Below are 24930 nucleotides of genomic sequence, written 5' to 3' on the forward strand. Positions count from 1 at the left end.
CGTCGATACCGAGAACAACACTGTTGCCCAGATCGAAGTTGTAGCCAGCATACAGGCCGCCGAGGAAACCATCTGGCTTGACGTTGCCGAGGTCGAAGCCATCAGTGTCGAAGCGCGACTTGCCCCAACCGTAACCGACCTGACCACCGAGATAGCCACCGGTCCAAGAAAATACTGGAGCTGCTACAACTGGTGCAGGTTCTTCATAAACGATTGCGTCTGCTGCCTGAGCGCCGGAAATGCCAGCTATTGCGACTGTTGAAGCAAGCAAAATTGATTTGATTTTCATGGCTATCTCCAAACTCATATTTATTTCGAACTTCTGTTGTTGAATTTAAGATAGGTGCCATCCGAAAAAAGTCTGTAGTAAATTAGTCACAGCTGATTCAATAGAAACAATTCCGTGACGTCAGCGTCCTTATGATTAATAAAACCATAACAAAAAAGCGCCCCGTAGGGCGCTCTCTTCACATCGCTCTCACAAACGTCGTCGACCTGCGCTGAATAGGGTCCCGATCTACCACCTTCATTAAGAAGCCCTCAGCGAACAGCGCCTTAGTGATCATGCCGACACGCTTCTTGTCTGTCTCTTCGTCTACGTCGAGATGCAGTGCATGTGCAACGGCACGCCCAACCCAATCCTTGGCCTGCGGTGCCGGCTTGTACATACCGCCGTTCACAACTCCCCGGATTGCGTCGCGTTCGTCTTCGGTCAGCGTTTCAGCAACTTCCTCGCTCGTCGGCCATGCCCACGACGTCACGACCGGCGCATGATCTTGAGGCTTGGTCAGACCCTGACCGTTCCCAAGAGCGACACTTTCCAATTTGCGCCAGTCAGCTTTGTGCGACAGCGCTGACAAGTTCGATTTTCCATAGACCACGCTGAAATATGAAAACCGCGCTTCGTGTGTAAGGCCGGCCTCACTGGCTTGCGCTTCCGACATGCGATTAAGCACGCGCACCGAGCGCGCCGCACCGATCAGAGACACAGCGCCACGAGCATCTTCTACAGTTGCTTCACGGTCGCTCACCTTGCGCAGATGATGCACGATATCGATTGAGCAGTTAGTCCGGTCAGCGACCTGCGCCCAAAGCTTGGCCACCTTGTCGATTGCGCCGTTGTCGTTTTCATTGACCTGGTGCGTCGACACGAACGGGTCAACAATCATCACGTCAATGCCGAGCTCTGAGATCGTCTCGACGACTGCTTCAACGACTGGCTCCTGAATGCGTACGCCTTTCTTATCGTCGATCGCAATGACTAATTCCTGCTCGCGGCCTGTATCTAGAAACAAATGCCCGTCGATATCAGCTGGCTTCAGATTGAAATGAATGCATGCGGCCATGATGCGGCGCTCGAGTTCGTCGCGCGGATCTTCGGCATTGAACAACCAGACCTTCAGACGCTTCGGAGGTTTCGTGCCATTGAGCGCCTTACCCGATGCCATGGCCAACGCCTCGACGATGCTGTTAGCAGTTTTGCCAAGACCGCCCGGCGCGACCGTCACTGAAACATACTTGCGAATGAAGTGTTTACCAAACGCAAACTCGCGCCGTGGCAACGTCGACGGGTCTTTCCAGACAAACGGCGTGGCAATGATTGCACGTTTGTTTTCAGTAGTTTGTTCGCTAGTACTAATATTATCATCGAAGTCCGCGACTGGCTCCACAATAACGTCAGTGCGCGCCTCAGCTTTCGCCAATCCATTGGCAATCATACGGCTGATATCTACCAGACGCGTGTTGTCGTTATCATTCTGCGGCACATTGCGCGGGTGCATCGCCCCCGACCGCAAGCCGTTGTCTATCGTCTTAACGCAGCGCGGCCAGTCCCGGCCCCATCCTCGGGCTACATCCTGCAGCAGCGCGCGTGCCTCAGATTCAGCCAGAGCGCCAGCCCCGACGAAAGTTCCCAAACGAAACGCGGCGTCGTTCAGCCGGTTATTGCGGTTGCCCATCGGTTCAAGCGCGAGATCGTCCAGCTCAGACTGAACTGCACGCTCGACATAACGGTCATTGATCTTGCCGCTGACAGACGGCGCTGCGGTGTAAGTGCTTTCATACGATCGAGGCAGTACCAGCTCGAGCAACCAGTCAGGAGCGTCGACCGGCTCTTGTTCCGCAATCCAACGATAAGGCAGGCCAACCTCTGGGACGCTGCCGGCCGCAATGACGTAACCGCCGTCACCTCGTACGTCGACGCCTGAACCAAGTGCGCCACGGTTGCGAACGCCCTGACGATGGCGAAAGAAATAGTGACGGCCGCCGCTCGTAGTTTCGGCTGTCAGCGTTGAAGGCAAAGCGCCGTGCACGGCCTCCAGCGTTGCAAGCGTTTCGTCGCCGCCGTGTTTTGGATCGATATCCAGCACCCATGCGCCAATTGGTGCACCGGTCGGCACGCCGATCATAGCGAAAGGATTGCGGCGCCAGTATTCCCGCACGATGCGCTCATTGAGCGTCGCGCCACGGAACCCGTTACTCGTGAGCGGAGTCTTGGTGGCGAGGATTTCGATTTCGCCTGTTTGAGGGTCGATGATTTCTTCGTCGCAGTGGCGACACGGAAATACTGGCCAGTTTTGAGCCTGATACGACAGCGCGACGTCAAGCATTGGGTCTTCTGCAAATTGCTGAGTGGTGATATTCTGCATGAATAATCCTTGGAGCGCTGCCATGGCTGAAACCCGCTATGATATGAAGCAGATGCCAGACGGAACCTGGGCTGTGATTGATATATTCACTGGCCTCGTGGTGATGGTGAACGAGACCTACATCACCAACCTCGATATTCAGGAGGCTGATGACATGGTCGATCTCTTGAATGGTCTCTATGTTGCCAGACGGAACGGGCCGCTGCAGTGAACTAAAACGGCGCAGCTTTCAAAGCTTCCCGCATCCCTCGCCCGCAGCCTTCCCATGCGGCCTTCACCAGCATGCGCGCTTCGAGCTCGTCGCACTCCGCAAGGTCGGTTTTCTGTATGGACTGCAAAAACTCCCCCACCGCCTCAACGCCGGTATCAAGCGCGCGCAGTTCGTAAGGGTCCAGCCTGCGGCGTGTGCGGATATGCTCGGCAATGTCCGCGCATTCCTTGCATAGCCAGCGGATCGGTTCTTTGTGCTCCTGCACGCCGAGCCCTACGGCGTGTCGGAAGCAGACGTGGCAGATGTCGTCAGGCTGCATTTGCAGCCCCGACGTTGTCGTTATCTCCAAAGAGGCTAGGCACCTCGCCAACAGCTGCGGCGTCGCCTAGATTTTTCACGGCCTGTTTGAAGTAGTTTGGATTCAGTTCAGTGCCGAGAAAGCGGCGGTTATTTTGCAGAGAAACGTATCCTTCAGATCCAATTCCCATAAACGGCGAGAAAACGGTGTCGCCTGCATTTGACCACATACGCAATGCGCGCTTTGTGATGTTTAGAGGCATGGGGCAAAGGTGTTTTTCGTCCTTGTCCGATCTGGCAACCTTAACATTCAGAACATCGGTCTCTGGCAAATCTTGCTTGCTAAAGTTCCACACTGGCGATGCATGATCCTGCCAGTCCGTCACGGGAAAACTCTCCTTGGTGTGGGTTACTGGCTTAACCTCTTCACCATCCTTCGCCCACTTCCGGAAAACGAGCAGATACTCAGGCATACCCATGCGACTAAAAGTGCTGTCAGCGCGAAGCGTTTTCCATAGAAGCCCATGAGCTTTGGTTTTTTGCATTTCACGCACTGGATCACGCCAGATTGTGATACGTGAATGAAAATCCCAACCCTCCTCAATATGAAGGCGCGTGCAGTCATCCGAAAAAGGGCGTAGACCTGCTGTGCCACGTTCACTGCTATTCTGGTAATAGACCAAGTCTTTCACGTGGATTGCAGTGAGGCGTCCCGGCCGTGTCACGCGGAGCTTTTCACGCACTAAGTAGCGGTACTGCTCAAAAAACTCGTCGTCTGTTGCGCAGTTACCCATGTCTGCAACGCTCTCCGAATAAATGTAGAGCGAGGAGAAAGGCGGCGAGTAAACACTGAAATCTATCGACCCATCAGGCAGCCCCTGTGTAAATGGCACGCAATCTGCATTGTAAGCCGCCCAATTGTCACCGGCTGCTTGGTCTAGGACGTAGGTCATACGGAAGCTCCCTTCACCCAATCGGGCAAATTAACAGGCGTGGTTGGCTGATAGTTGATTTTGACTTGGCGTTTCTGATGAGCACGCCGCATTGCTGCGTACATCTCGCTTTTCATTTGCTCGTGATCGCCGCTCTTGCGATTGATCGTATCCCAGATCGCTCGCTCGGTATCTGCTAGCGCAATGTGCACATGAACTGGTCGTTTCTGCCCAAATCTGTAGCAGCGACGCACGGCCTGGTAATATGCCTCGTAGCTGAACGACAGTCCGACAAATGCCATTCGAGCGCAGTGTTGCCAATTCAAGCCAAAACCGGCGATTGACGGCTTACTGACGATTACGCGGATATTTCCTTCGCTGAACCCAACCAAACGATCTTCTTTAACTTTGTCGGTCATAGATCCTCGAACCTCGACCGCATCGGGAATACGGCTAGTCAAAGCATCAGCTTCATAATCAGTGTCGCACCACACAACCCAAGGCTCGGAACGCTCGGAGTTAACTTGCTCGGCGATTGCCTGAGCTCGGGCGTTGGCAGTTAGGCGCTTTTCTTTATGAATGGCTGTTGCGCTCGTATCGGGAATGCGAAAAAGCAACTCTCCCGCATCAACACTCAAGTCCGCCCTGATTTCGTGTCGAAAGGTTTCTAGAGGTGGCAGTCCAAAGCCATCATCGGAATAACCAAGATCTGACGGCTTTGAAATACATCTGGCCCAGCTCGCAACCCAACTCCAATATGGTTTTACAGCGTGTCCCTTGAGACGATATCGGCCCATATTCGTCTGATCTGCGATAAACCATCGAGTTAACATCTCGTTGGAATTCATCACACCCAAGAACTGCGAATGTTGGCCCAATTCCATATGGTCATTCGGAGCCGGAGTTGCAGTGCATGCCAAACGAAATGGGGTGTCTTTCCACATCGCAATCATTTTGCGGGTTGTCTGGCCAGTGAAATTCTTGATGACGCTGGACTCATCAAGCACCACACCAGCAAACGCGCTCGGATCAAAATGATCGATTTTGGCGTAGTTGGTTACGTTGATGCCCGGTCCAACATCATCTTGCGAGCGAACAACTCGGGCGTCTTCGTATCCGAATTTCTGCGCCTCTCGGACGTGCTGCGGCGCAACTGCGAGCGGTGCGAGCATCAAAACAGGCTTTCCGACCTGCTCCGAGACTACTCTCGCCCATTCTAACGCGACAAAGCTTTTCCCAAGCCCTGTATCTAGGAACGCGGCACCTCCGCCTACACCGAGCAGAAACTCGGTTACGTCACGCTGATAAGCAAACATGCCTTCATGCAATGACGGAATAGACGAAAGTCCACGCATCGGTGCGTCGGCGCTTTTACGCGCCAACAACTCTGCGTAAGACATATTCTCTCCTCGTGTGTGGTAACCCGCCAGTTGGTGGCTGGCGGGGTGTTGACAAAGTCCCGTTTAGGGGATTTTTTATTGATGACGATGCGTGGGGAAGAGCGGGAAATTCCTCAGGGCAGGCGCCGCAATGTGGCCCGTTCCAATGTGAAGCGGAAGCGTCCGTTAGGTTCGAATCCTACATCGTCACAATAATGAAAATTAATTCGCCTTTTCATGGCCGCCTTGCTGCTCGGCAGCAATTGGGATGCTGAGATCAGGAAACCAGTCGTCATAGGTGGAGACGTTAGCTTTGTAACCACCGACCAAGTACTCATCGTAATAAGGTGATACGACGATAGGGCACCCACCTTCACATTGCGACCAGTCATCACCACTGGCATTTCCGCACTTTGGGCATTTCATGGACTGATCCCCGTAGTTGGTCATATTTCCACCAACCTATTTGACCGTAGCCAAGACAGCACTCGCGATGCAGGAAAGTGCCACAAACGGGCGCCATCAGACTTGACCTGCAAAAGATAACCACGCGGGAATTTTGGCGGCGGCTTGAACCCCTGTGGAGTTACGAGCGTGACTTTAGCGTCGGTCTCAGGTCTGCCAAACTCGCGGCACGCCTCCATAGCGTGAAGGCAAGAACGCGCCATATCGTCGGGACTCACCTCGCCACCCTTTCCTCACGCACATTGAATCCCGGCACCTGACGCATACCGGCGCGCACGGTTTCCTCGGCCATTGCCTGCACAACAGCTTTGAAACGCTCCGGTGCACGGCCATACGCCCAATCAAGAGCCACACCCTCGTCGACCAGATCACAATGCCATACCGAACGAAGGCCAGTGCCAGTCGTGGCCGCTTTATCTTCGCGCTTAGCCCACCTGTCAGCCTGTTTGGCTTCCTTGACCAGTTCTTCTGCCTGCTCACGGGCTTCCAGATTTCCAGCGCTCTCCTGAATGGCTTGCTGCGCCTCACGGATTACGCGATCTGCTTCCTCACGAGCGGCTTTAGCTGCAGCTTCCTTTTCGGCGGCAACCTTATTGCGCCATGGTGTCAGAAGCCCCTGCAGCACTTCCTTGCCAAGCACGACCTTGCCTTTCCCTGAAGTCTTGGTGTTGCCGATCAGCTTGTTGTATCGGGTCTGGATTTCAGCTTTTGCGTCGTCGTGCGGCTTGGCTTCAGTCTTGCGAGCGGTATCAGCACGGTTGCCCGCTTCATGCAACTTGTCGTGCAGTTCGGTCACAGCGTCGGCCAGATCTTGATTGTCGATGGCTTCGCCGTCCGCGAAATTCTTCGCCTCGTCGAACAGGTCTTCGATTTCCTGCTTGATCTCTTCATATGCAGAGGTCGGCGGGTTGTTATGTCCTGCCGGTGCTGTGGTTCTGGCGTTGTACGGATCGTAGGTTTCTGTTTCAGGATTTTTCATTTGTGCTCCTCGTGTGGTTGGCTGGTAAGGCCGGGTAATACTCATTGTGGCGGGGTCGTCAGTCGGTGCAACAGGAATCTAAAGTAAATGTAACTTTTACTTGCATGCCTCTGATGTTACGCTTGAATTGCGTATTGGCTTCCGGGTGGGGGCGCCGTACGCAGTCGCTCTGACAGCCCTCGCTGCAGGGCGACTTTTTTGGTTGCGGCACTAACAATTTGCAACTGCAACAAACTGTCATTTCCGAATTCAGCGCTCGTACCTATTTAATGTCGGCATCCTGTTCGCAGGACGGCACCCGTATCGCGCGACCCAAGCCCCCCGCCCAAGCGCGATACGGGTCTTTTTTTTAAAACGGAATCTCGTAGTCCAACATCTCCGAAATACCTGCCGACACATTGTCGTTCGCTGGCTCCGGTGAGTTGTCGTTATCGGCCTCGAGACTAAGGCCAGCCCGCACGTCTTTCACATTCCAGTACTTGCCGTTCGGAACTACGCTGATTTCATCGGTGGTGAGAAGTTCGCGCTGACGTTCAAGCCACTCCATGACCGTTTTAGGGAAAGGTCGCTGACCGCCGTGCTGCGTCCACCATCGATGCGCTTTGGTTTGTGCAAAACCCGTATGCTGCGGGCATAGCCATTCGTTGATCTGCGTATAGCCTGCGATGTAGCTGCACTTGACCGACGGTGGCTTGTCGCCTTTTCCTTCGTGAAAGTGAAACGTCCGGCCTGTCACCTTGCGCCACTCTGCTTCGGCGGTGCTGACAATCGGAACGTCGGCTGCCTGCCGTGTTAGTTTCTCATCCTCATTCGGCGGGAAGTCATAGCCGCAGCATGGGCACTTCATCAGCGAGATGTGCACCTTCTCACCGCAACCGACCGCCCCATTGTCGTCAGGTACGGTCGGGCAGATCTTGATTGGCGGCTCGCCATTACCCGCGCTTGGAGCTTTCGGCTCGACCATGTCGACAGGTCCATGCCGATCGACGAGTTTTGCGAAGTCCAGAACGAGGCAATTCTTCTTTGGGCCTGCCGCGATAGCTGCAAGACGCTCCTCAACAGTCGCCAACGGCGCGCCTACCTTGTAGAGCGGACGAGTGCCGCGGCCAGCCATCTGGACGTACAAACTCAAAGATAAAGTTGGACGCATAAATGCAATTAAATCAACGCCCTTGTGATTGAATCCTGTCGTAAGAACTGAATTGTTTGTCACGCATTGGATTCGGAACGCTTTGAAGTCCTCAAGGATGCGGCGGCGTTCTTCCTTCGGTGTATCGCCTGTTACGGCCTCGCACGTAATGCCGCGGGATCTGAAGACATCGCGCACATCCAGCGCGGCTTTCACGCCGGCGCAAAAACAGAGCCACGAGCGACGATCAGCACCCTTCGCAATGATCTCAGAAACAACTGCATCATTGAGATCTGTTCGATTGATTGCTTCTTCCAGCGCTCGCTGCTTGTAGTCACCACCGAGCCGCCCGACGCCTTTGACGTCGTATTCCGTTGCGGTTGGCTTGCTCGTCAGTGGAGCAAGGAAGCCGTCGCGGATACCATCTGCAACGCCGTAGGTGTAGACGATCTGATCAAACAGACGATCCGCGCCCTCATCCAAGCGACCGCTATCCAGGCGATAAGGCGTGGCAGTCAGGCCGAGGATTTTCATATCCGGATTCACCTCAAGCAGCGCGTCAATGAACTTGCGATACATCGTATTGCTGTTGATCGGAATCAGGTGGCACTCGTCGACCATAAGCACGTCGACGTGTCCTATTTGCTCAGCCTTATTATGAACCGTCTGAATGCCGGCAAATACGATCTGACTTCGCGCATCACGACGACCAAGGCCTGCCGAATAGATACCTGCAGGCGCGAACGGCCAAACGCCCAGCAATTCCAGATAATCCTGTTCGATAAGCTCCGCGACGTGAGTAACGACCATCACGCGCATATCAGGCCAGCCTTCTACGAGGCGCTGGATCAATGACGCCATAACCAACGACTTGCCGCAGCCCGTCGCAAGATCAACAAGCGGATTGCCTGCCTCCTCTTGCCAATAGTCGAAAACGGCGTCTATTGCTTCTGACTGGTATGCGCGTAGCTGGAGCATTATGCTGCCTTTTCAATGCTTTCGTTAGGTTTGTTATCGTTCGCAGCTGTAAAACGGGCGTCATATTGTTGAATTGCCCATTGAATGGCGAAGCAGCACCAAGTGAAATGATAGCTGTAGTCTTCGACCCTGTGTTCCCAGAAATCTTGAAACGAATTCCCTGATACTGGGCAGGCCCAATCCATGGCAGACTGGATGGCATCTTGAGCGTTGATGCTACGGTCAGTTAGGCCGTCCCACTCATCGGTTATCGCATCCCACGCCTTTGCCCGATCATCTTCGCTTTCAAAATACCAATCTGAAAAATCACTTTTCAGAGCTTCAACGAACAGATCTTCACTATATGACGTATGACCGCCGTGTTTCTCGTGTGCCGTTAGCTTTTCAGACCAGTATCCAAGATTGATATGATCACCGCGAAAAAACTCAAACATATCTGGAAGTCGCGAGAACATGAACGAACCCATATCGCCAGATATCGCCAAGTAGCCAGGCCATGTTGTGATGTGAAACTTATATACTGACGAGCCATTGTTAGAGAACGTCAGGTGTCTATGCGTGCCGCTATTACACCGCACCTCCATTGTGTGGCTGGCGATATTCTCTAGAAAACGTTCCTTGGTTGGTTTTTGCATCAAGCTGCCTCCGCGATATTCTCAATTACTCTGATTTCGTCCTCATCACGATTCCACATGGTCCCATCAGTTGGATCGATGACATTGAAATAAGTGACGCTCGGTTTGTCCTTCACTTTCCAGAACCAAGCTTCTGCAACGATGCCGATGAATGCTTGCTTGTCGCCAACCTTACGGACACTGACGGTCTGACCGACAAGCTCATGGTTGATTTTTACACTCACGCCACCTTCCTCCCCTCGCCATCCACCCAAACCTCTCCCGACTTCATCTTGTAAGTGATCGTTTCGGCGTCCTCATCGACGTCGATCTGTTCACCATTAACCATGCCCGGTAGATACAAATGCGCCGGGCACCCGTCGCGCTGTTCGTCGATCGACAATGGCTTTGCCCATCGCGCGCATGAGATGTGACAATCACCACCGCTTTCAGGTTGAGCATGTAGGCAGGTTCGGCAGTTCACACGCGGCTGTGCATCGTGATGACAGACCGCTTTGTGCTTGCAGAACATGCATCCAAAGAACTCCGGATTTTCGCTAATTCTGCTCGGAGGCCTGTCTGAAAACACGATGCGTTCGCAGCGAGCAACGAGCCGTAAACAGAATTCCAGATCGTATTCGATGCGTTCAGAATAAAGACTGTCGCTGTCCTTACACGAGACGAGATATAGGCACCGCGTCAGACCAAAGGCATGCATTCCAAGCTGGCACTGTGCATAGTGCAACGGCTTCGCTTTCTGACATCCATCCTTAACAATCAGCGCGAAGCCCTTGGCATTGCTTGATTTAAACTCTAGCAGGTGCTCAGTTTTCGGCGCCTCCGGCACATTCATTGCCTTCCCGTCGCACTTGCCGCGCACGAATCCAGACACTAGCCGGATCTTGTCTTGCTGACCGTACACGTCGACGCCGATGCGCTCGAGATCAGCGACAAGTCGGTCTTCTTCGATGTTACCCGTTTCAAACAAGCGCAGCTGACGGCCGCAATGGACTTCGTGAGCCGATGCCCACCTGAAAGCATACCAAAGCGCCCTGTCGCATTCCGTGCCCGCCTCGCCCACGCTTATGCCCCACGAGTCCCAGGATTTCGCCTGGGCCTCGTAAGCAGCATAAATCGCGCCGACTGTTGTCGATTGTGGTTTAGGGAGGGCAACCATTAAGCCACCCTGGCAAAATCGCCAAATCTGTCATTCGCTGCGGCAGCGTATGCTTGATGGGCTTCTTCTGCATTATCGTAACTACCCAAATGAATGAGTTTGTTATTTATCTTGATACGCGCAAAAAACTTGTTCTGCCGCTTGTTGAATGACACTCCCTTGTAGCCAGTGGAATTATTCCGCTGAAGGCCCCTGTTTGCTTGGTTTTGTTGCTGTGTTGCCTCGCGTAAGTTCTCATATCGATTGTCTGAATTGTTCACATTGATGTGGTCGATCTGATGTTTTGGCCATTCGCGACGCACATAAAACCATGCCAGACGATGAGCTAAGAAGCGCTCCCCATCGATCATAATCCGAATATACCCAACATTATCCGGAGACCCCGCCACTTCTCCGACGTGCCCTTTTCCCAACTTTATCTTCCAACGGAAAAGACCGGTTTTCGCATCGTACTCCATCACTTGGATGAGCCGATCGTGCGTCAACTTTGGAGTAGTGATCATTATGTCCTCATCGGCATAATTACGCACCTATACCCCGGCCTGCTCGTCGACGTGACCAGCGCAGGCGAACCAGAGTCAGCCATCGACATGGTCACTTCATCGGTGCCAAACGCCGCCATGAGCTCGGTGACATACTGACCATTGAAACCGATCGTCAGAGGCTCGCTGCTGAAGTTGACTTCCATCTCCTCAGTTGCGTCGCCGCGATCTGGATTAGCGACATTCAGCGTCAGAGCATCTGAAGCAAATGAGAAGCGCACAGCGCGTCCGCGCTCGCTGGCGATAACTGATGTGCGGCCGACAGCTTCGCGCAGTGCTTTTGCCGACAGCGTAGCGACACACTCCGATGGCTTGGGAATAACGCGCTCGTAATCTGGATATGTGCCATCGACGAGTTTCGACACGATGACAGTCGAACCGCTTTCGACCATCACTTTGTTTGACGATAGCGAAACCGACACGACGCCGGTCGGCAGCAATGACAGCAACTTATTGGGCAGAATAACCGGCGCAAACGTGGCCTCCTGCTCAATGCGTGTCGACGCGAGACGATGCCCATCTGTTGCCGTGGCAACGATATGGCCGTCTTTCGCTTCCAGAAAAACGCCGCAGAGATAATAGCGGGTTTCTTCGGTGCTGACAGCAAACTGCACTTCCTGCACGAGAGAAGCGAGATCGAACTCGATCGTGGTGTCGAAGCTTCCGTGATTGAAGGACGGGAAGTCAGCAGCTGGTAGCGTGTCCAGCTTGAAACGGCTCTTGCCAGATTTTACGACCAGATGATTGCCATCGGCTTCCAAGTTAATGTCACTTGTGGCGCGCTTGGCAATATCTAGAAGCAACTTACCCGCAACCGTGACTGTGCCGTCCTGACTGTCCAGAACAGGCAAGCTGGTGCTGATTTCCAGATCGAGATTAGTGCCGGTGATGCTCAGCTGTCCTTTGTCCGCGGACAAAAGCACGTTGCCAAGAATTGGGATTGTCGTTCTGGCCTCGACTGCCTTTGTCACGGTAGACAAGGCGTGCGCAAGCTGTGCTCGGTCAAGCGTTACCCGCATGGGTTTCTCCTCGTGTTGGTGGTAGGCGCGGCTGGTGACCGCGCCTTGGTTGGGCCTTACTTAGACCAAGGACGGCTGCCTGCAGCTTTTGCAGGCTGCGCTGGCTTGTTGTTATTTGCCGCTGCAGGTCGGTTGTCATTGGCTGGTCGCTGCGCTGCTGCTGCAGGCTGCTGAGCGTCAATGCTCGGCTCAGGCACATTGTTTTCGTCGGGATAATAGAATCTGACGATTTTATTACGTTGCGCATACCCTTCTTGTGGTTTTTCTAGACCAACTTTCGCTGTAAAAGCGACGAAGTGAAGTTCCTCGCTGTCTTCCAACTCTGAGATGCCGATAGCCCGGCAAAGGCTACCAAGTTCCCTTTGGCCAATCTCTTGAGCGGTTGGATTGGCGTTCTGGATATTGATGTTCGCAAAAATCTTACGCCCAACATGTGGCTCGGGCTCAACGACGTCATACGTTAATTTGAGGATTGTTCCCGTCCCCGCCTTAGTTGCCGCGACTTCCGATGCTGTGACTTCAAGGCGATAAACACCTAAAGGTAGAGTTGAAAAATCTTGTGGTGCGGTATCGACAGATGTCGCGTCGAATTTAGTTCCTAATTGGGCCATATCAGGCTCCTCGTGTTGTGAGTGGTGGTTGGTTGTCGTTAACTGTCATCGCTAACGATGGTTGGAAGGGCGCGGTGATTTTTGCGCCTTTCGATAGGTTATCGCGCCACCATAAAGGCTGCATATTGTCCAGCGCCCAACAACGCTTGAAATCTATGTCTTCTGGCTCTTCGTAGTTGAACGCCGATCGGGGGATGACATGATCGATATGCCATCCATATTGCCCGTGGTTTTCCCATGTCATACCCGGCTGGAATTGGCGTTCGAGGTGATCCATAAGATCATCAACACTATACTTAACTAGATCGGACCAACTACGCCCGGCCTTGCGCTTTTTAATTGCGCTGTAAATGGCCGACGACATCACATCGTCTAACTTGCCTCTAGGCGTCGATCGGTGTTTGGCGTCACGGGCTTTGCCATTTTCTGAGTACCAATCATCCCATGCTTTTTTCACCTTATCAGGGTTTTCAGCTTTCCATTTGTCACTTGCTGCCCGAACTTTTTCTGGATTTGAGGATCGATATTCACGAGCATATTCTAGGTTCTTTTCGCGGTTTTCCGCGTACCGAATGCGCTTTTTTTCTAGTTCACGCTCGTGATTTTCGGCATACCATGCAGACCAGTTGGATAGAATTTCATCCTTGTTTTCTGCATATGCCTTCTGACGATATTCCTTCACGTGGCCTTTATTTTCGGCGGCCCATTCCCTATTTCGATCCGCAGCGCACGTTACGCAGCATCGGCTGCTAGTGAACCGAGGGGCAACATGTCCGTGCTTACATGGAAGCCCGGTGAAGTAGCGCTTAGATCCCCTTTCCTTGGCCTCCGCACGTGTGCGCGGAAGCCCGTCTCTAGAAGACAAGAATTAAGACTTCGCCCGAAATACAGTGGGTCGGAAAAACCCACCGATGAAGCCAAGCGAAGCCCCTATCTGCCAAAGTGACATGTGGCCAGCATTGATGCCTAAAGCGGTGATGAATGCCTGCACTGTTTCAGTGAAGAAGAAACCGACAACCCATCCCGAAAACCCGCCAAAGAGAACACCGATCAGCGGCGCAAAGAAAAGGATGGCGGCAACCGTAACCAGTCCTGCTAGTGCTTTTTCCATTATGCGGGCTCTTTCTGTTTGGTGACTGATGCAAAAAGGCTGGGAACGGAAAGTTTTTCGCGAGCGTACTCACGCGCTTTTTCTTGTGCCGCTATGCGCTCATTGAAATCCTGCTGAATTTCTTCGCAGAGTTCGGCAACTCCTTCTGCAAATACGTCCCCGCACCGGCGCCAAGTTTTGTCTTTTCCTTTATAAACAATCCCATGTGGACCGACGAAATGGTAAGATGTGCAGGTGAGAATGCTTTCTGAGTCAAATTTGAGAGCGCCTTGCATGATCGCTCGGATTGCCATCTGGTGGACAGGTTCTCCGAACTTTAGCTGCATAGGATTTGGACTGAACCACCCCATCACGCAGCCTCCTGCAGCGTGACCGGCCAGTATTTCGCCAGCTCGGTGAAGCCCTGCCCTTTACGGTATGGAACGGCGTCGGGCATCGAATACCGGTTCTTGGCGTTGAAGCCCGCACCTTCATTCAGATGGATCTGGCGCTCTTTGCCGCCCTCGGCGTGAGCGACCTTTGTCTGCCGCGCCACTTCCTTTTCCTTGATAGAAACACGGTAGTTCATGAAGGCCACAACGTCAGACTTTTCACGGACGAGCGCATTGGCACGCTTGTGCAGTTTGGGTTGGTACCTCGAATATGGATCGGTTGTTGGGCTGTCGAACCGCACAATCTCGGGATGGGCAAGGATGACCACGTAAATGCCAGCCTGAGCGAGCGCCGACAGGGCCGACATAAGCTCATTCCATTCGGTATCAGCTTCCACGTAGCCTTTTCCGAATCCAGCTTCCTCAATACTGGTAATGCCAAGGCGGGCACATGTGGCAGCCCAGACAAGCGGTTCGAGGCCGTCGGCGCTGTCGATAATGACAGTGCGCCGATCATGCTCAACTGTCAGCAGTTCGCCGATAATGTTGAGCAAGTCGTCGAAGCTTTCAATAGTGCCTGGCGTTGCCATTTCGATATCAGACGGCGGACGCTCGCCTTCTGTGGCTAGATAGATTGGGTCTGGGAATTCAGCGGCAAGGCTGGTCTTGCCGATGCCGTCGACGCCATACAAAAGCATGACTGGCGGGTCGTTTCTCTTCGTCGATTTGAGGCTTGATAGGCTTATGGCCATAAATAACTCCTCGTGTGTTTTGGTCGGTGTTGGTGTGGCGGAGCGAACCCCGCCGAGTTTGCTTATTGCAGCTGCAGCATCGGCACTGAGCCGCCCGGCAACATCGTGGTTGGCAACTGGCCATTCCACTTTTCAGCTTGCGTCAGAGCCACAAGACCGGGATTTTCGCGAAGTGCATCGCCGCGCGCCTTAATCGAAGTTGCTTCTGCGTCACCTTTAATCCGGATCGCTTCTGCTTCTGCATTAGCCTTGGCACGGACCGCGTCAGCGTTGGCCTTTGCCTGTGTGACCGTAATTTCTGCCTGGACCTTCTCACGTTCGGCGTTTTGGCGAAGCTTCTGCACTTCAACCTCGGCAAGCATTCGTTGCTCGATGCTGGCCTCGTATGCATCTGAGAAGTCGATATTCTCAATCTGCACGCTGTCGATAATGACCGGGCCTTTCACCGAACTCTGAATCGCAGAAGCGACTTCAAGATTAAGGCGGGATCGATCCTGAATTGCTGCTACTGCAGTGAACTGGCCGAACACGGTTTTGAGGTCTTCATTCACTCGTCGGTCGACGAGCCGAGACAAAAGACCATCCTCGCCACCGTAGACGCTGTAGACTTCTGTCACCTTGTCGGCTGGAATTCGATAATTGACGGACAGGGAAAGAACCGCTGATTGCTGGTCTTTCGAGTAAGCGGGTACTTCCTTGTAGAGCTGAGCTCGCGACTGGACTGAGACCTTCACCACCTCTTCGATCCAAGGTGTTTTGAAACCCAGACCAGGTTGAGCAGTACCCACGAGCGCGCCGTTGCGCAGCAGAACGCCTCGTTCGCCTTGGTCGATTGTGTACCAGGAGCCGAACACAACTGTCAGCGTGATGATGAATGCAAAAAATCCGAAAATAGCTGCGAGAATACGCATTATCTTCTCCTCGTGGTTGGTTTGGTGGTGGTTTTGATGATGATCTGAGCAACGCCGACCGCAATGATGCCGCACAAGACCAGGCCGCCGATTAGAGCCAATGCGGTCATGCGATCCTCAATCCGATCATCATGGCCAGTAGGATCAGCGAGCCGATCAGCCAGACTGGCGCCGATGTGGCCAGCGTGGGAAACCGTGGGTAGGTCACGACAGCACCCATGAGTAAAAGCCGATGGCCAGCGCTAAAGCCGCGACAACTGCCAGCCCCATGACGAAGCTATCGCCGAGACCCAGCGTCGTTTCGCTGGACAAGATGCGGTCATCTTCGACTACGTAGTCTTTGAAGGGCTGGTTGCGCCACTGCGACGTCATAGGCTGGCCTCATAAGCTGTGCGAGCCCAGGCGGCTTCATGCGCTGCACGAATAACAGCATTGGCTGTTTCCCGGCGATTGCGCTTACGCTCGCCACGGGTAGAGCCGTCAGCAAAGCGTCGAACTGCCTTCGAAGGGGTGCGAAACCCAAGGCCGCCAGTCATCTCCGCCATTTCGTTCATGCGACGATCATGGTGCATCCGATCGCGTGCTGGCATCCCGAGAAGTCGGTCTTCACCATATTCACGGCTCAGGACACGCTGGAATGCATTCGGTCTATTTTGCATAATACCTCCTCATTCCCCGCCGCGATTGCAGCGGGGCTGGTTGGTTTATCGGTGAGATTTGCTGGTTAGGCGGCGATGCGCGAGTACGGCTCGTCGTGCGCGATCCAGTGTTCGACCGCGTCCTTTGCCGCCTTTAATCCGAGACCAGTTACAGATCGCAGCTCTTTGATAGCTGAAATCTTTTCGCCTTTCGCAGCGAACCGTTGCCATTCGTGCTTATAAGATGGTGCAGGCTCACTCACCTTCTGCGTCAGCACGTAAACGCCGAACTCCTGGCCTTTCTGGAGGCTGGCTAGACGTGCGGCTTCCTTCGCGGCCAACATTTCATTGGCGTGAACGAACGGCGCCACGGACGGCTTTGGCTGGCCGTTTTCGATCAGCGCAACGATGGCGGGTTTTGCAACGGGCTCACATGTGAGCTTAAAGTTTCGCATCGTAAACTGGACCGGTGCAGCTGCTTTGACAGGCTGATCGATCCATTCGGCGATGATGTCGAGATTTGGCTCATTGCCTATCCAGCGTGAGCCGTGAATACCGTCTTTCTGGAAGATGCGGATCCCGATATCACCGGCTATATCAGCAGCAAATGCATATGAATCATTATTTCGTGCCATCATAGGCCCAACCTTACGGCCATCACGCGTGCGATAGTATTTGCCTGCTTCGATTTTTAGGGGGGCGGCTACAAGGTCGGATAATTGTGCGTGCCAATTGCGCCCTGTTGTTCCCCATCCATCAAAAGGCGCGTCGAACAATACGCGCGCATAATTATTCTTGATTTCCTCGATGACACCGATGGAACCGCTATTACGGCCCTCGCCTTCATCAATAGTCAAACGCACCCGATCGCCAACCTTGAAGGCTGGCTTGTCTTCCGGTGCCTGCGCAGCAACAGGCAGAACTTCAAACTCATCTGACGTCAAATAGAACTCGTCGCCAACGTCATCGATGACCCAAACACCACCATTCTCGACGGTTTTTACCTCGTACAGTTCGCCTGCGCGAACGTTGATCTGCGTCACTAGGCTTCTAACCTTAAATCCAGCTTTAAATTCACCCATCACGCTACTCCCCTCGTCTTTGTTGATTTGGTCAGCTTCACGCCCTTGGTGAAATCGACCGGAATGACATTGTCTTCTTCAGTTCCGACCTCAGAGCCGCCACCGCCGTCGCCATCATTGGCCGGTGGTTCAACTTCGAAACGCGAAACCTCGATCGCCCCGAGGCCGGTACCTGGTATCCAGAAACGCACCGTGAGGAACATGCAGCCGTCTCGATCGCCGATAATGATGCCCTTCCAGCCTGTAAGCTTGTGGGTCACAATTGAGCCGGGCAGATCCCAGCAGTCGCCGCAGTCGCAAGTCACGCTGCACCTCGCTTCGTTCTGCTGAACGACACAGGAGCGCTCGAAACATACCGACCGTCTTTAAGGACGGCAGTGTCTCGGGCATGAAGCTTCTGCGCGACCGTTCGGTAAGGTTTGCGGTTTGTCGTGTCCCGCTCACCAGTCCGCGTGAATTTGGTTTGGTAAGCCTTGTGGGGCTCACGCAAGTTATGGGATTTCATTGATATTCCTCCTGTCAGGAGGTTGATCTGTGGCCTGCACTTGCGGGCCAACGTGGCTCAGGCTGCGATTGCGCCCGGCTCGAAGTTGTCATTCGCAGCTTCCAGCGCACGAATGCGTGGCATCGCGATATAACTGACGCAGTGATTGGCCGTGGACCATCCACCGTTAGAAACACACCGCACGACAATCCGGTCGGCTGTAGGTTTTGGAATAGGACGACGCAGAATTGAAGCTACCGTCGATCTAGGCAGGCTTAGCGCATTTCCGATTTCAGTCGGGTTGGCGCCCACCTCGTGCATGCGATGCACTTCTTCTATGGTTTCATAATCTTTCATGCTCTCCTCGTGTGTGGTGTTGGTTGACAAATGGCTTTGGTGAAGCCATCTGTTGTCCTGCGCGGGGTGGTACTCGCGAAGGAACCCCCGGTGTAGAAGTGGCGCAAGCCCTCCTCGTGTAAGCCGGGGTATTACGAGGCGGAGCGAGCAGCGGGTGGTGCCGGCTCATAAACTCCGCCTTTAAAGCTTTTGACGTAAGTCACGCCGAAAGCGCCACTGACCCTATTAAGGTCAGCAGCGTCCCTGTTATCTCTACGGCGGCGCCTCAACGAGAGCCAGTTCGCTTCTTTCGGCGGTATTGGTCATTTGCTCTCTCCTCAGTTTCAATTGCGCATGAGCGCGGCTGCTATCTATTGAGTGCCGATATCCTTGGGAGGATGTTCTCTGGCATCATGAGGTAGGCCCTCCTTCGAACTGTCCGGCGTCTTATGCGCCGGTTGATGACACCTATATATGACAGATTCGCATCCATGTCAACACATGGTGACATTTTCGCACGTTACATTTTCACAACAATATGCGAAAAGCACATCATGGACAAAGATTTCGCGCAGCGCCTTCGTTCGGCGCGTGAACTTAAAGGAATGAGCCAGGCTGACCTTGCCGCCCTTATTGGGCGTGACAAGTCGTCGATCAGTCTTTTGGAGGGTGGGAAGCGCGGCGCAAGCGTCGATTTTGTCGCCCGCCTCGCTCGTGCGCTTGATCTTAATGAGGATTGGCTTGCCTTTGGTAACGGCGAGATGGCGGCTACATCAGCCAAACCAATATCTGACACCTTCAAACCAACTCTTATCCCCGGCGATCAGCTCGTAAGCCAGGAACGTGGCTTACCCGTTTATGCTGCAGCGAAGGGCGGCGATGGTCATGTCATCATCACCTTTGATCCTATCAGCTACATGAAAATGCCTGCAGTACTGCAGGGCGTTAAGGGTGGTTACGGCCTTCTATTGTCTGGGGAATCAATGGTTCCTGCCTATCGGCCCGGCGAAACCGCACTCGTAAACCCTAATCTGCCGCCAGTTCGTGATGAAGACGTAATTCTTTATCACACCAGTGCAATGGACGAGAACGAAGCGATCATCAAGCGACTCGTCGGTTTTAATGACCGCGAATGGATGCTGGAACAGTACAATCCGCATAAGGAATTCAAGGAATTTCGCGCGGATTGGCCTGTCTGCCATCGCGTTGTAGGTAAGTACAACACCCGATAAAGCTAGCCGTTAGCCACAGCTTCAAGAGCGTTGTCAGGTACACGCCCGATAGCTGCGATGATCTGCGTCTCATTATTCCATCTGTATAGAGCAAGGACAGCGGGCTTTTCGCAAGCCAGACGATGAGCCAGCCTCAGCGCGTGATCTTCTGTATCGACTTGGATCGGGGCGTCAGGGATCATACCCCACCGGCACGCAGTAAATCCTTGCACAACAAACAGCGGATACATGACACCTCACACGCTTAACTCTTGAATTATGATTCCATCATAAGCAGAACATTTCAAGAACATTCTTCATGCTTGGTTAACCCTGTGAATTCTATAGATGTGTTTTTGTCATCGATCATGTTGACAACGGATGACTGATAAGCATATAAAGGTGACAGAACAGCACGAAGACAGCCTCACCAGCTTGATCTGCTGAACCAACCAAACACGAGGAGTAACCCAATGACGAATGCGAAAACCCCGAGAAGAAGAAGATCGCCAGCACCTCGAAAGAACGAAGTAATCGGCGGCGGATTCTTTGTATTCCGCCGCGGCAAACAGACCGGACGCGTTAGCGTAGCCACTACCCTACCGTATGAACACGGCTCGTTTGAGCAAGCTTTGGCGGAGGCAACGCGCCTCGCCACGCTCTGCCCGGGCGAAACATATGAAGTTTTCCAGACAAGCGGCGCGATTGCTACATCCAACCATGAGGTGTTTCTCGCTGAACTCCGCGAGGCCGGCGCCAGCGTTGAGACTGTCGCTAGTGAGGACCCCGAGCTAGCGGAGGCTGCGTGATGAACCGCGCCTTGCTGGAAATGCTCGCCGACATGGAGCCCGAACTGCACACCGACGCTGCTCGTGCGGGCAGCGATGAGCCAATGCGGCGCCCTGATTACCGTGCAAAGAAGCACGCTCGCCCCATGCCTTGGATCCGATACGCAGCGCGCGAAGCCGTTGAGATGACGGTTGTCATCGGCTTCTTCGTGACCATCGGCGCTGTAGGGCTCGGCGTCACATGATTTACCGCGAAAGATAGCGACGGGGCGTAGCGCCCCAGGATTTTCCAACAATCGACGATCCGAGCGTTTTCACGCCACGGGTCGTCACGCTTACCACCACCACACGAGGAGCATACCATGCAGACTAGAACTGCCACCCTTCCGCACATCCTAACTGCCGACGAGTTTATTGCTCAGGGCACCACAGCAGCCGCCATCCTGTCGCTTGCCCGTTGGTATCGCGTGGGTGACCCGGCAACAGCAGCAAAGATCAAAGACATTGCATATGAAGTGTCGGGCAAAACGGGCGAGCAGTTCCGTATGCGCCGCATCCGGCCGGCAAACGACAATCGCCGTCCTTTCAAGCGGAGGGCGGCGTGATGGACGTACGCGCCCCAGACATACGCGGCAGCAGCATTGACGCTGCTTACTTAAACGCGTTGCGGCTCGGCCCGCAGCGCATATCCCTTGGAACCGCTGGAATCCCCCTGCCCGTTGCTCGCCGTTTGGCGGCAACAGGTCGGGCCGTCCTCGTTGGTGATGAGGTGCGTTATGTTGGTAAGTGAATCAACGAAGGCTTTTATGTCCAAATACTGGGGACCTGCAGCTGAGTATGTTGATCCTCAACAGGTTGAAACCGCCCTCACAGCCGCCCTGCCTTTCCTGCAAGGGGCTGTGAAGAAGCTGGAGTGGACCGAAGAGACGTACTCACTGGAAGATGGAGAGGTGATCGGCTGGACGACTGACACTCCTTTCGCAACCTACTTCCATATCAAAATAGCGGGTGATGGCTTCCGGGTTTATACCGACGGCACGATGATTGGCATTTTCTCCACCGAGGATGCCGCCAAAGCAGCAGCACAGGCCGACTATGAGGCTCGCATCCTGTCCGCAATCGAGGTGTCAGCTAGCGATTGCGAATGCACCAAAATCCAGCAGGATGAAACCTGCCCTATCGGCTATCCTTCATTACTGTGCGAAATCTGCGACGGCAAAGGTGTCGCCCCATCCCCGCGTGCGCAGGCGCTGGAGGAAGAAGAGTTCGCGATTGATAAATTGCGGTTCCGTGCATTCCACACGAATAACGAAGCTGATCGTCAGGCGTATTTCGATGCCGTCAGCAAGTGGTTTCAAGACCGACATTATCGCCGCATGGATGCTGACCGCGCCCTCTCGTCTCAGCCTGTAGCGGAACAGTCGGCTGCCGCTCGTGACGTTCTGGAGGAGCGTAAGCGCCAGATCGAGGCAGAAGGATGGTCGCCAGAGCATGATGACGCTCACGCAGGTGGTGAAATCGCGCAAGCTGCGTCTTGTTATATTACGACAAAACAACGTACGCATCTTCCAACTGTACCTTTGAAGTGGCCGTGGTCCGATGCTTGGTGGAAGCCTGATGGCTATCGCCGCAATCTGGTCAAAGCAGGTGCACTAATCCTCGCTGAAATCGAACGTCTTGACCGCCTCCCAGCCTCGGGGGCGTCGGAATGAGAGAAACTTGGGCCGAGAAAACTAAGAGAGAAATCGCAGAAACTCTCGCGACAATTAAGCGTGACGTAGCTGCTGGATTATCACCAACAGACGCGATCAACAAATCAGCTCACACCACCGAAACTTACAAGGCCGCGCTTAAAGCTTACGGCCTCAAGCCAGTAATTCCGGATTGAGGCCAAGCCATGGAGATCACAGAAAAAATGGTTCTACAGGCAGCAAAAGCCCATACGCCACAGTTTGATAACATGGACCAAACCATGCAGCAGTATGCGCTTGTGCAGATGAAATCAGCACTGGAAGCCGCCCTTTTAGCGCATGAAGTGCCAACGATAAGTGTCGGAACTTACACGATCACCGAATTATACGCAGGACGCACTGTTGCAACTGACGTCGTCATTATGAAGCCCGCAGATGACATAATCTGGCTGCAAAAGGGGCCTTCCACCCGCGCGACAGGAGGCAGCAACCATGGCGAATGAACAACCAGCCGGATATGTATGTGATGGTTGCGGTCGCCTGACACGCGATCTCGAACACGACGTGCACAAGCTCAAGGAAGGTAACTTCCTGTCTTGTTGCCCTGAACGGAAAATGCTGCCGGTCTACACCCGCACCGCCGCGCCGGTTGAAGGGTTGGAGACAGTGGCTTTTTTGAACGAAGCAAAAGAACTTGCTTTCACGGCAATTTCGAGGATGAGAGCCGCCCATATTTCATGCCTTGACCTGACTATGCAGGCAGAAAAGCTTGTCGAGAACATAGACACAGCTACTCGCACCCGCCCGCAGTCCGAGGTCGTCATTGCAGCGGAAATCAGACGCGAGCGCGACCTTGCTGCAAAGCAGCTTTCGGAGGTCGTTGATCGTATGTCCGACGACTACCTTGCCCTGAAAGCCGAACTCGACCAAGCTGTTAGCGTCATAAAAGACAGATCATCCGAGTACGAAGCCCTTGAAGCCGACAACGCGGCGCTGACTGCGCGGGTTAAGGGGCTGGAGAAAGAGTGTAACGAGCTGGACGACGAGTGTAACAAGCTGGTTAAAACTTCAAACGAAGCCATCGGGCAACGCGATAATGCAATGAACTTGTGCGCCCAGATGGAAGAAGAAAAAGAAGCCCTCGAAACCCAACTCGCGGCGGCCAAGAAGGCGTTGGCTCGTGCAGCATATGGCTTCGATCAAGTCCACAAGTCTCTGATGGGTAACGGTCCGAAGCAAGCTTCTGGCGAAGTAACCGCATTCTTTCTAGCGGAGACGAACGCCGCCTTGGAGGGCCAGTCGTGATCAGTCGTATCCGAAACAAATATCTCCGCAGATCAGCACTGATCCTGTCAGCGCCCCTCGTCGCTATTCTACTCGTCATCTACAATTTTGGGTTAGGACTTCTGTCCTCGTATGACGAGTACACAGAAGCCTTTGCCCGAGCTTGGAAAGGTCGCAAGCAATGACCCTCATTGTCAGACTATCCAAGCTGGACGGGCCTGATAGGGAAGTGGATGCGGAACTAGAAGCCCTCTTTATCGGTGGCCGCGTCCATTACAATGATCCAGCGAATAAAGAAGCCGTTATAGAACGGCCAATTGATGGCCTTTGGATCAGAGGAATTTACCCATATCGCAAGATTGCTCGCTACACCGCCTCTGTAGATGCAGCTATCGCTCTGGCTGAGAGGGTGTTGCCGGGGTGGACGATTGCCAGGTTAGGTCAAGACGACAATAAGCAGTGGAATGCTGAATTGCGTCAAGGACATCTTACTGCCTATGACCGCGTTACGTTGGGCGGCGCTCCTAATGGAGCCATAGCCCTCTGCATCGCCATCTTGCGCGCGAAGGAGGCCAGCACATGAACCGCTACGATGACCCGCCACCGCAGTTCGGCTTAACGTTTGCTGGCATCTATTACGGTACTGATGCTCAAGCTCTGTTCCTGCAAGATATTATACAAGATGCGATGCGAAAACATGCCGGAAAGCCTCAAGAGAAACTTTTGGCCAAGTGGTTCAATGAAGTTGAGTATCAGCGAAAAAACGCAAAGCGCGAGAAATGGCGCGGATGGGAGGCCAGCCATGGCGAGTAAGGAACAAATCTGCGAGACGTTTGACCGTGATGAAATCGTTCTGGCTGGTCTGGCCTCAACAGCGAAACAGTATGTGTCAGATCAAGCTGTCAACGCTGCCCTCAATGCAGCAGACGCATATTCTCGAAAGCACATGCTCAATCTTGTCCAGACTGGAAACGGCAACCCAGAAGCACTCCAGCGCGAACGCATGCGTTACGCCATTGCTGCGGGCATGATTGTTTGCGCGACAGACCCACTAGGGGAGCAGAGCGAATGAAGCTGACCGAGGCACGCTTCGCACAAAGGTGCGCATATATCGCTAAGCATGCATCTAATTGGGCCGATGAATTGCTGGATTTCGTTGAAGACCGAGAACGTGAAGCTGATCCTGAAAGCGTTTTCCGTTTTACAGACAGCGTCAGAGACAGGCTCGATTGGCTAGATAAAGAAGCCGGTCGCCAAGCCCTGAAAGGCGGTGAGTAGATGCAGAACTGA

Annotated in this window: 39 protein-coding genes; 14 read left to right on the plus strand and 25 right to left on the minus strand. The window is 53.6% G+C overall.

Annotation, left to right across the window (positions count from 1 at the left end; genetic code table 11):
• On the minus strand, nt 1-289 hold a 289-nt coding region (locus QSJ70_RS09445), incomplete at its 3' end, for an autotransporter outer membrane beta-barrel domain-containing protein (RefSeq protein WP_285535969.1).
• A gap of 178 nt (nt 290-467) precedes the next feature.
• Entirely contained in the window at nt 468-2648 is a 2181-nt protein-coding gene (locus QSJ70_RS09450) for a bifunctional DNA primase/polymerase (protein ID WP_285535972.1), read from the minus strand.
• A gap of 22 nt (nt 2649-2670) precedes the next feature.
• On the opposite strand from QSJ70_RS09450, the gene QSJ70_RS09455 reads away from it, so the two are divergent.
• Nucleotides 2671-2859 (plus strand): hypothetical protein, encoded by a 189-nt coding sequence (locus QSJ70_RS09455; protein ID WP_187548681.1) that lies wholly within the window; start codon nt 2671-2673, stop codon nt 2857-2859.
• Nucleotide 2860: 1 nt separating this feature from the next.
• On the opposite strand, the gene QSJ70_RS09460 is transcribed toward QSJ70_RS09455, so the two are convergent.
• The 22 genes from QSJ70_RS09460 to QSJ70_RS09565 all read right to left on the minus strand — a co-directional run bounded on the left by QSJ70_RS09460 (nt 2861) and on the right by QSJ70_RS09565 (nt 18687).
• Nucleotides 2861-3178 carry a DUF6511 domain-containing protein gene (locus QSJ70_RS09460; RefSeq protein WP_285535974.1) on the minus strand — a complete coding sequence of 106 codons (318 nt, stop codon included), beginning with the start codon at nt 3176-3178 and terminating at the stop codon, nt 2861-2863.
• Nucleotides 3168-4109, minus strand: coding sequence for a DNA-methyltransferase (locus tag QSJ70_RS09465; protein ID WP_285535976.1), 942 nt, complete (start codon nt 4107-4109; stop codon nt 3168-3170). Before QSJ70_RS09465 ends, QSJ70_RS09460 begins: the two co-directional genes overlap by 11 nt.
• A complete protein-coding gene (locus QSJ70_RS09470; protein WP_285536420.1) occupies nt 4106-5260 on the minus strand; it encodes a helicase-related protein in 1155 nt (384 codons plus the stop codon). The genes QSJ70_RS09465 and QSJ70_RS09470 overlap by 4 nt, the downstream gene beginning before the upstream one ends.
• A 429-nt stretch (nt 5261-5689) precedes the next feature.
• The gene (locus QSJ70_RS09475) at nt 5690-5893 is read right to left on the minus strand and encodes a hypothetical protein (RefSeq protein WP_285535978.1); all 204 of its coding nucleotides are present in this window, start codon (nt 5891-5893) and stop codon (nt 5690-5692) included.
• 253 nt (nt 5894-6146) lie between these two features.
• Nucleotides 6147-6911: a hypothetical protein gene (locus tag QSJ70_RS09480; protein ID WP_285535979.1), complete on the minus strand. Its 765-nt coding sequence runs from the start codon at nt 6909-6911 to the stop codon at nt 6147-6149.
• A gap of 349 nt (nt 6912-7260) precedes the next feature.
• Entirely contained in the window at nt 7261-9018 is a 1758-nt protein-coding gene (locus QSJ70_RS09485) for a DEAD/DEAH box helicase (protein ID WP_285535981.1), read from the minus strand.
• A complete protein-coding gene (locus tag QSJ70_RS09490; RefSeq protein ID WP_285535983.1) occupies nt 9018-9653 on the minus strand; it encodes a hypothetical protein in 636 nt (211 codons plus the stop codon). The genes QSJ70_RS09485 and QSJ70_RS09490 overlap by 1 nt, the downstream gene beginning before the upstream one ends.
• On the minus strand, nt 9653-9877 hold the full coding sequence (locus tag QSJ70_RS09495) for a hypothetical protein (RefSeq protein ID WP_285535984.1): 225 nt from the start codon (nt 9875-9877) through the stop codon (nt 9653-9655). Before QSJ70_RS09495 ends, QSJ70_RS09490 begins: the two co-directional genes overlap by 1 nt.
• Nucleotides 9874-10809, minus strand: coding sequence for a PDDEXK family nuclease (locus tag QSJ70_RS09500; RefSeq protein WP_285535986.1), 936 nt, complete (start codon nt 10807-10809; stop codon nt 9874-9876). The genes QSJ70_RS09495 and QSJ70_RS09500 overlap by 4 nt, the downstream gene beginning before the upstream one ends.
• Nucleotides 10809-11312: an HNH endonuclease gene (locus tag QSJ70_RS09505; RefSeq protein WP_285535988.1), complete on the minus strand. Its 504-nt coding sequence runs from the start codon at nt 11310-11312 to the stop codon at nt 10809-10811. Before QSJ70_RS09505 ends, QSJ70_RS09500 begins: the two co-directional genes overlap by 1 nt.
• On the minus strand, nt 11312-12370 hold the full coding sequence (gene dnaN, locus QSJ70_RS09510; RefSeq protein ID WP_285535989.1) for a DNA polymerase III subunit beta: 1059 nt from the start codon (nt 12368-12370) through the stop codon (nt 11312-11314). Before dnaN ends, QSJ70_RS09505 begins: the two co-directional genes overlap by 1 nt.
• Before the next feature lie 56 nt (nt 12371-12426).
• On the minus strand, nt 12427-12981 hold the full coding sequence (locus QSJ70_RS09515; RefSeq protein ID WP_285535991.1) for a DUF669 domain-containing protein: 555 nt from the start codon (nt 12979-12981) through the stop codon (nt 12427-12429).
• A 1-nt stretch (nt 12982) separates the two neighbouring features.
• Nucleotides 12983-13663: an HNH endonuclease signature motif containing protein gene (locus QSJ70_RS09520; protein WP_207488904.1), complete on the minus strand. Its 681-nt coding sequence runs from the start codon at nt 13661-13663 to the stop codon at nt 12983-12985.
• Nucleotides 13664-13849: 186 nt separating this feature from the next.
• Nucleotides 13850-14092, minus strand: a complete 243-nt coding sequence (locus QSJ70_RS09525; RefSeq protein WP_285535997.1) for a hypothetical protein — start codon at nt 14090-14092, stop codon at nt 13850-13852.
• On the minus strand, nt 14092-14442 hold the full coding sequence (locus QSJ70_RS09530; protein ID WP_285535999.1) for a hypothetical protein: 351 nt from the start codon (nt 14440-14442) through the stop codon (nt 14092-14094). The genes QSJ70_RS09525 and QSJ70_RS09530 overlap by 1 nt, the downstream gene beginning before the upstream one ends.
• Nucleotides 14442-15215, minus strand: coding sequence for an ATP-binding protein (locus QSJ70_RS09535; protein WP_231194963.1), 774 nt, complete (start codon nt 15213-15215; stop codon nt 14442-14444). Before QSJ70_RS09535 ends, QSJ70_RS09530 begins: the two co-directional genes overlap by 1 nt.
• 62 nt (nt 15216-15277) lie before the next feature.
• Nucleotides 15278-16126 (minus strand): SPFH domain-containing protein, encoded by an 849-nt coding sequence (locus tag QSJ70_RS09540; protein ID WP_285536001.1) that lies wholly within the window; start codon nt 16124-16126, stop codon nt 15278-15280.
• A 204-nt stretch (nt 16127-16330) separates the two neighbouring features.
• On the minus strand, nt 16331-16498 hold the full coding sequence (locus QSJ70_RS09545; protein WP_285536002.1) for a hypothetical protein: 168 nt from the start codon (nt 16496-16498) through the stop codon (nt 16331-16333).
• Entirely contained in the window at nt 16495-16785 is a 291-nt protein-coding gene (locus QSJ70_RS09550) for a hypothetical protein (RefSeq protein WP_285536003.1), read from the minus strand. Before QSJ70_RS09550 ends, QSJ70_RS09545 begins: the two co-directional genes overlap by 4 nt.
• Before the next feature lie 65 nt (nt 16786-16850).
• Entirely contained in the window at nt 16851-17846 is a 996-nt protein-coding gene (locus QSJ70_RS09555) for a ribosomal protein L7/L12 (RefSeq protein WP_285536004.1), read from the minus strand.
• Nucleotides 17846-18151 carry a hypothetical protein gene (locus tag QSJ70_RS09560; RefSeq protein ID WP_285536005.1) on the minus strand — a complete coding sequence of 102 codons (306 nt, stop codon included), beginning with the start codon at nt 18149-18151 and terminating at the stop codon, nt 17846-17848. The genes QSJ70_RS09555 and QSJ70_RS09560 overlap by 1 nt, the downstream gene beginning before the upstream one ends.
• Before the next feature lie 257 nt (nt 18152-18408).
• A complete protein-coding gene (locus QSJ70_RS09565) occupies nt 18409-18687 on the minus strand; it encodes a hypothetical protein (RefSeq protein WP_231194973.1) in 279 nt (92 codons plus the stop codon).
• 533 nt (nt 18688-19220) lie between these two features.
• Here QSJ70_RS09565 and QSJ70_RS09570 point away from each other — a divergent pair.
• Complete coding sequence (locus QSJ70_RS09570) at nt 19221-19898, plus strand: XRE family transcriptional regulator (protein ID WP_247875320.1); 678 nt, start codon at nt 19221-19223, stop codon at nt 19896-19898.
• Between the two features lie 2 nt (nt 19899-19900).
• On the opposite strand, the gene QSJ70_RS09575 is transcribed toward QSJ70_RS09570, so the two are convergent.
• Nucleotides 19901-20128 (minus strand): hypothetical protein, encoded by a 228-nt coding sequence (locus QSJ70_RS09575; protein ID WP_285536006.1) that lies wholly within the window; start codon nt 20126-20128, stop codon nt 19901-19903.
• Nucleotides 20129-20350: 222 nt separating this feature from the next.
• Here QSJ70_RS09575 and QSJ70_RS09580 point away from each other — a divergent pair, with 222 nt between their 5' ends.
• The 12 genes from QSJ70_RS09580 (at nt 20351) to QSJ70_RS09635 (ending at nt 24918) form a co-directional block, all read left to right on the plus strand.
• Entirely contained in the window at nt 20351-20686 is a 336-nt protein-coding gene (locus QSJ70_RS09580) for a hypothetical protein (RefSeq protein ID WP_285536007.1), read from the plus strand.
• On the plus strand, nt 20686-20910 hold the full coding sequence (locus tag QSJ70_RS09585) for a hypothetical protein (RefSeq protein ID WP_285536008.1): 225 nt from the start codon (nt 20686-20688) through the stop codon (nt 20908-20910). Before QSJ70_RS09580 ends, QSJ70_RS09585 begins: the two co-directional genes overlap by 1 nt.
• Nucleotides 20911-21027: 117 nt before the next feature.
• Complete coding sequence (locus QSJ70_RS09590) at nt 21028-21270, plus strand: hypothetical protein (RefSeq protein ID WP_285536009.1); 243 nt, start codon at nt 21028-21030, stop codon at nt 21268-21270.
• Nucleotides 21267-21455: a hypothetical protein gene (locus QSJ70_RS09595; protein ID WP_285536010.1), complete on the plus strand. Its 189-nt coding sequence runs from the start codon at nt 21267-21269 to the stop codon at nt 21453-21455. The genes QSJ70_RS09590 and QSJ70_RS09595 overlap by 4 nt, the downstream gene beginning before the upstream one ends.
• A 16-nt stretch (nt 21456-21471) precedes the next feature.
• On the plus strand, nt 21472-22377 hold the full coding sequence (locus tag QSJ70_RS09600; RefSeq protein ID WP_285536011.1) for a hypothetical protein: 906 nt from the start codon (nt 21472-21474) through the stop codon (nt 22375-22377).
• Between the two features lie 185 nt (nt 22378-22562).
• Nucleotides 22563-22859, plus strand: a complete 297-nt coding sequence (locus QSJ70_RS09605; protein WP_285536012.1) for a hypothetical protein — start codon at nt 22563-22565, stop codon at nt 22857-22859.
• On the plus strand, nt 22849-23661 hold the full coding sequence (locus QSJ70_RS09610; protein WP_285536013.1) for a hypothetical protein: 813 nt from the start codon (nt 22849-22851) through the stop codon (nt 23659-23661). Before QSJ70_RS09605 ends, QSJ70_RS09610 begins: the two co-directional genes overlap by 11 nt.
• Nucleotides 23658-23825 (plus strand): hypothetical protein, encoded by a 168-nt coding sequence (locus QSJ70_RS09615; protein ID WP_285536014.1) that lies wholly within the window; start codon nt 23658-23660, stop codon nt 23823-23825. The genes QSJ70_RS09610 and QSJ70_RS09615 overlap by 4 nt, the downstream gene beginning before the upstream one ends.
• Nucleotides 23822-24223, plus strand: coding sequence for a hypothetical protein (locus QSJ70_RS09620; protein ID WP_285536015.1), 402 nt, complete (start codon nt 23822-23824; stop codon nt 24221-24223). The genes QSJ70_RS09615 and QSJ70_RS09620 overlap by 4 nt, the downstream gene beginning before the upstream one ends.
• Entirely contained in the window at nt 24220-24453 is a 234-nt protein-coding gene (locus QSJ70_RS09625) for a hypothetical protein (protein ID WP_285536016.1), read from the plus strand. Before QSJ70_RS09620 ends, QSJ70_RS09625 begins: the two co-directional genes overlap by 4 nt.
• Entirely contained in the window at nt 24443-24712 is a 270-nt protein-coding gene (locus QSJ70_RS09630) for a hypothetical protein (protein WP_285536017.1), read from the plus strand. The genes QSJ70_RS09625 and QSJ70_RS09630 overlap by 11 nt, the downstream gene beginning before the upstream one ends.
• Complete coding sequence (locus QSJ70_RS09635) at nt 24709-24918, plus strand: hypothetical protein (protein WP_285536018.1); 210 nt, start codon at nt 24709-24711, stop codon at nt 24916-24918. The genes QSJ70_RS09630 and QSJ70_RS09635 overlap by 4 nt, the downstream gene beginning before the upstream one ends.
• Nucleotides 24919-24930: the final 12 nt, after the last annotated feature.

This window comes from Brucella sp. NBRC 12950 (assembly GCF_030268145.1).
Taxonomy (GTDB): Bacteria; Pseudomonadota; Alphaproteobacteria; order Rhizobiales; family Rhizobiaceae; genus Brucella.